Raw genomic sequence first — 5,375 nt, 5'->3', positions numbered from 1 at the left:
CTGATCATCGGCCTGGCCGTTAGCCTGGTGGCCCTCTGGTTGGCCTTCAGAAACCTGGACTGGCAATCTTTCGGCCAGGCCCTCGGGCAGGGCAAGCCCCTCGGATTGATTGCCGGCGCGGCGCTCCTACTCGCCTCCGTGCCATTGCGCGGGCTGCGCTGGCGCATCTTTCTCGCTCCTGTCAAGGAGGTGCCTCTCAAGGTGACCAACTCCGGTACGTTGCTGGGATTGTTTGCCAACATTGTTCTCCCCCTGCGCCTCGGCGAACTGGTGCGCAGCTATTATGTGGCCAGACAGACCGCGTCTCCCATGAGTCAGGTGTTGGGCTCAATCCTGGTGGAGCGGGCGGTGGACTACATGAGTTTCCTCTTACTATTGGTCATCTTGCCTATCCTGGGTGTACTGCCCAACCAGTTCCGCGTCCCTCTGATGTGGGCCCTCGTCCTCGGTTCAATCGTGGCCTTGGTCACCCTGTGGCTCGCCCTCCGCAGCCAGGGTCCGCCCCGGTTGCGAGGGCGCCTGAATGTTATTCTCGCCAACCTCCAACTGGCGTTTACTAGCCTTCGGCATGTGCGGCATACCCCCACGATTGTCCTTACATCGGTGGGCATCTGGCTCTTCTATCTGCTCTCGGCCTACCTCACGCTACGGGCCATGCATCTGCAGCTCTCCCTGGCTGACGCCTATCTGCTGCTCGTTGTGACCACCCTGGTACTCTCGGTCCCCATTACCCCTGGCTCCATCGGCACGTACCATTTCGCCGCGATCATGGTGCTGGTCAACATCATGTCCGTGGAACAGTCCCAGGCGCAGGCCGCCGCCGTGGCACTCCATGCCGTGGGCGTCATTCCCTACACCGTCATCGGGGCAGTGGTCTATTTTCGTTCACATCTGCGACTGCGGGAAGTGCGTGACAGCCAGCGGGATTCCTACAGTGAGGCGTCATCATAGGCCACCGGCGCCTGCTGATGTTTGACCGCGACGGCACCCTCAATTACGAGCAGCAGGGCCACCACTCTAATCTGGCCGGTCTCACCCCCTATCCCTTCGCCGGGCCCCTGCTCCGGGACCTGGACGCTGCCGGCTATCCGCTGGCTGTGGTCACCAACCAAAGCGGCGTTGCCAGGGGCTTGTGGCCCCTTGAGGAAGTGGACGCCATGCACGAACGGTTTTCCCGGGAGTGGGGGGTGGCACCCAGCTTTTTCATCTGTCCCCATGCCCCTGCCGACGGCTGCAGCTGCCGCAAGCCGGAACCTGGCCTGCTGCTTAGGGCCATGGCAGCCGCGCATGCCTCGGCTGGTGGCGCCATGCTGATCGGCGACTCCCTGGCCGACCTCGCTGCCGCAGACCAAGCAGGCGTCGAGTTTGCCTTGGTGCTCACCGGCCGGGGCCGCGCCACCCGCGCACAGCTGCCCTCACCACCGGCCCTCGTCCTGGATACCGTGGCCGGCCTAAGGGCTTACCTGGGCTGACGTGATCACGCCTGCCAAATCTGTGCGTGTAGCCGTCTTGCTGGGCGGAGTCAATTCTGAGCGGGAAGTCTCCCTGGTTTCGGGGCGCCGCATTTTGGATGCACTCCAGAGTTTGGGCTACAATGCCCGTCCGGTGGTTTACGAAGGTCACCTCGCCGCGACCGTGGAGCGACTGAGGGCTTTCGAGCTGGTATTCATCGCCCTGCATGGCGGCGAAGGCGAGGACGGCACTCTTCAGTCCGCCCTGGACGAGGCCGGTCTGCGCTACACCGGTTCGCCTTCCGCTGCCTCCCGGCTGGCCATGGACAAGCACAGCGCCAAGCAACGCATGCTGGCGGCGGGCATCCCTACGGCTCCCTGGGTGCGGCTCGATTCGGGCAATGGCCCCAACGTGCTGGGAGCAGCACAGGCTGGGGCGCTCACCAACTTTCTGTCGCAGCAAGGCTATCCGGTCGTGGTCAAGCCCAACGGCGAGGGCAGCACGGTGGGCCTCACCATCGTCGATGATGAGGCCGGTCTCGCGCCCGCCTTGTCCCTGGCCCACGAGTTTGACCAGCAAGTGCTGGTGGAAGCCTATATCCCTGGCCGGGAGCTCACCGTGACCATCCTGGACCAGCGCCCGCTGCCCATCGTGGAAATTGAACCCGAACATCAACTCTACGATTACGACTGCAAGTACACCGCAGGCATGAGCGCCTACACGGTCCCGGCCCAGCTGCCCCTCAAACTGGCCGTGGCCATACAGGGCGCCGCCCAGCGGTTGTATGCCGAGCTCGATTGCCGTCACTATGCCCGCGTCGATCTGCGCCTCGATCCCAAAGACAGGTTTTACTGCCTTGAGCTCAACACGCTCCCCGGCATGACAGATCACAGCTTGACCCCCATGGCCGCCGCCGCCGCCGGTATGGACTTCGAGGCTCTGCTGGACCGCATTGCGCAACTGGCTCTGGCCGAATCGGTGCCGGCGTAGATGGCGCTGCGGCTCAGCAATACGTTGTCCCGCCGCCGGGAGCCTTTCGAGCCCATCCGGCCGGGCCAAGTGGCACTGTATACCTGCGGTCCTACCGTCTATGATATGGCCCACATCGGCAATCTGCGCACCTTCATTTTTGAGGACCTGCTGAAGCGCTACCTTATTTATCAGGGCTTCCGCGTCACACACGTGATGAACATTACCGATGTGGATGACAAGACCATTGAGCGCGCCCTGCGCGAGGGGCGGACCTTGGCCGAGCTGACCGACTACTACACGCGGCAGTTTGTTGAGGATACCAAAACCCTCAATCTGCTACCGCCGGATCATCTTCCCCGCGCCACCGAGTACATACCACAGATGGTGGCAGCCATTGAGCAGCTGGTGGACAACGGCCACGCTTATGTGGCTGAGGACGGCTCCGTCTTCTTTGACGTATCGTCCTTTCCCCCTTACGGCCGTCTGGCCAACCTGGATCCCGATCAGCTCCGAGCGGGTGAGCGGGTGGCTCAGGACGATTACGAGAAGGGTGAGGCGCGCGATTTTGCGCTGTGGAAAGCCCATAAAGAGACCGATGGGGACAACGCCTGGCCATCCCCCTGGGGTAAGGGGCGCCCCGGCTGGCACATGGAGTGCAGCATCATGTCCACCCACCTGCTGGGCGATCATTTTGACATTCATTGCGGCGGTGTCGACAACATTTTTCCCCATCACGAAAACGAGATTGCCCAGAGCCAGAGCCTCAAGTCCACCCCCTTTGTGAACTTCTGGCTCCACAGTGAGCACCTCATTGTCGACGGGAAGAAAATGAGCAAGTCGCTGGGTAACTACTACACTCTGCGCGATATCCTGGCGCGGGATGTCTCGCCCGAGGCCGTGCGCTATACCCTACTTTCCACCCACTACCGGCAGCAGCTGAACTTCACCTTTTCCAAGCTACAGGAATCCCAGAAGGCCATCAACCGGCTGCGGGAGCTGGCGAGGCGTTTGGGTGCGGTGGTCCCGGATCAATCGGGTGCCGCGCCGGAGCCCCCGGATGCGCAGGTTGAGGCATCCATGGACGATGATCTCAACATTGCCGGAGCCTTGGGGGCAATCTTCGGCTGGGCCCGGGAGCTGTTCACCCGCATGGATGCCGGCGAGCTCTCCGGCGAGGGTGCCCGGACTGCCCTGGATGCCCTGACGCGCTATGACAACCTGTTGGGCGTGATTTTCACGGGCTCACAGCCCGCAGCTGACCAGCGAATCGCCGAGCTCGTCAGCGCCCGTGAGGCGGCCAGAAAAGCCGGGGACTGGGAGCGGGCCGATGCCCTCCGGACTGAGCTCCGGGAAGAGGGGATTGTACTGGAGGATTCCCCCACCGGGACCCGATGGAGGAAGGAATAGGGGCGCCCGCGACCCTCCCCGCGCCGCCCTTGCCGGGAGACAATAAGTTAGTAGATCAATTTGGATTAGGTTCTTGAGTTTCCGGCGCGAAGGGTACCACTATTTGCATCCTGTCACCCTCATCCATCCCGCAGCGTTACAAATTGACCGGGCTTAGCCGGTGACCAGCGCAGAAGGCCCTGCGGCTGATTCAGGAACTTGCTCCCCGGACAGTGCTGGACTTTGGCTGCAATAACGGCTTCCTGTCAGCCAGCATCCAGGCCGGGACGGGTGCCGCGGTCTACGCGACCGACATCAACAAAGCGGCCCTGCAGCGGGCGGCAAAAAACTACCCCAAGGTGAGCTTCATCGAGCCCGACGTCGCTGCCTCCATGCAAGCCAAGTTCGACGTGAATGTCCTGTGCCACGTCTTGGAGCACATGGACGACTGCGATGCTATACTCTGCGATCTGGAACCGCTGTTGTCCCCTAGTGGCAGGCTGATCGTCCTTGTGCCTCAAGAGGCTGCGAGGCGATCTCACCTGGCATCACTTGGTCAACTATTCTATTAAGCACCGGCGCTTTGTCAATCCCCACGTGAGGATTGTTAGGCGTAAAAACCTCCCGGAAATGCTTAGCAGGCCGGGCCTGGTTATGGCCCAGCACGTGTATATTAATTTTTTCCCGCCCTTTACCTCCCAAATCCTATTTTGGCCGTACGCATTCTCTCTGGTTGCCTCCTGCGGCAGGCTATCCGAGACTCCCGGCGAGCTCCACTCCTAGGCGTTCAGCCGCCCGTTGTCCAGCCGCTCATTTTTCCGTTCTCTCGATGGCAACATGCCTCCTACCCCGGTGGCTCCAGGCCCACTCTTAAAGCGTGAATGCGCGGCTGTTTTGGTGCCGCTCAGCCCACCCAACGGCCCGAAAGTCCCGTCCGATCTCGTTCTTTATTATCTGGTGTTAGGTAATGACACGGCCTTAAATTGGACAGCTTAAGTGGTGCCGCTATGGGAGGGGTGTACGCCACCATAGCTCAGTTGGTAGAGCGTCTGATTTGTAATCAGAGGGTCGCGGGTTCGAATCCTGCTGGTGGCTCACGGCAGCGGGATAATCGTTAGGCTTTTGCTGACCCAGGTTCTCGGTTCGGCGGGAGAACAGGATTCGGGGAGATGGCCGAGCGGTCAAAGGCAGCAGACTGTAAATCTGCCGACGTAATGTCTACGGAGGTTCGAATCCTCCTCTCCCCACCAGGTGGCGGCTCGGTGGGTGGAGAGAGGTAAGCAGCTACAAATTTTATCACCTGGTGGTCTCAAAGCAACGCAGTGTCTTCGCAGAGCTCATGCGGGAGTAGCTCAGTTGGTAGAGCATCAGCCTTCCAAGCTGAGGGTCGCGGGTTCGAGTCTCGTCTCCCGCTCAAAGTGCCTACATAGCTCAGCAGGTAGAGCACTTCCTTGGTAAGGAAGAGGTCACCGGTTCGAATCCGGTTGTAGGCTCGGGATGGCCGCAGCCGGCGTGTTAGGCCAGCAAAGTATATACAGGAGGTACAGCGCCAGATGTCGAAGGAG

Annotated in this window: 5 protein-coding genes and 4 tRNA genes; all 9 read left to right on the top strand. The window is 61.1% G+C overall.

What is annotated here, in order from left to right:
- The coding region (locus IH971_10795; protein MCH7498319.1) for a flippase-like domain-containing protein at positions 1-951 on the top strand (951 nt) is incomplete at its 5' end.
- Between the two features lie 17 nt (positions 952-968).
- A complete protein-coding gene (locus IH971_10790) occupies positions 969-1,472 on the top strand; it encodes an HAD family hydrolase (GenBank protein ID MCH7498318.1) in 504 nt (167 codons plus the stop codon).
- Between the two features lies 1 nt (position 1,473).
- Positions 1,474-2,442, top strand: coding sequence for a D-alanine--D-alanine ligase (locus IH971_10785; GenBank protein ID MCH7498317.1), 969 nt, complete (start codon positions 1,474-1,476; stop codon positions 2,440-2,442).
- Positions 2,443-3,831 carry a cysteine--tRNA ligase gene (locus tag IH971_10780; protein MCH7498316.1) on the top strand — a complete coding sequence of 463 codons (1,389 nt, stop codon included), beginning with the start codon at positions 2,443-2,445 and terminating at the stop codon, positions 3,829-3,831.
- Positions 3,832-4,043: 212 nt separating this feature from the next.
- Positions 4,044-4,382 carry a methyltransferase domain-containing protein gene (locus IH971_10775; GenBank protein ID MCH7498315.1) on the top strand — a complete coding sequence of 113 codons (339 nt, stop codon included), beginning with the start codon at positions 4,044-4,046 and terminating at the stop codon, positions 4,380-4,382.
- A 450-nt stretch (positions 4,383-4,832) separates the two neighbouring features.
- Positions 4,833-4,905: transfer RNA gene (locus IH971_10770), tRNA-Thr, on the top strand.
- A 68-nt stretch (positions 4,906-4,973) separates the two neighbouring features.
- Positions 4,974-5,060 (top strand) — tRNA-Tyr (locus tag IH971_10765).
- A 91-nt stretch (positions 5,061-5,151) separates the two neighbouring features.
- Positions 5,152-5,224: transfer RNA gene (locus IH971_10760), tRNA-Gly, on the top strand.
- Between the two features lie 6 nt (positions 5,225-5,230).
- Positions 5,231-5,303 (top strand) — tRNA-Thr (locus IH971_10755).
- The last annotated feature ends 72 nt before the right edge of the window (positions 5,304-5,375 follow it).

The sequence above is a fragment of the Candidatus Neomarinimicrobiota bacterium genome (assembly GCA_022560655.1).
GTDB lineage: Bacteria > Fidelibacterota > Marinisomatia > SCGC-AAA003-L08 > TS1B11 > JADFSS01.
Note: the sequence above shows the minus strand (reverse complement) of the source record. Positions and strands in the feature narration are given on the sequence as shown.

Coding starts and splice junctions, on each gene's coding strand:
- IH971_10790 (MCH7498318.1), top strand. CDS start 969: ATGTTTGACCGCGACGGCACCCTCAATTACGAGCAGCAGGGCCACCAC.
- IH971_10780 (MCH7498316.1), top strand. CDS start 2,443: ATGGCGCTGCGGCTCAGCAATACGTTGTCCCGCCGCCGGGAGCCTTTC.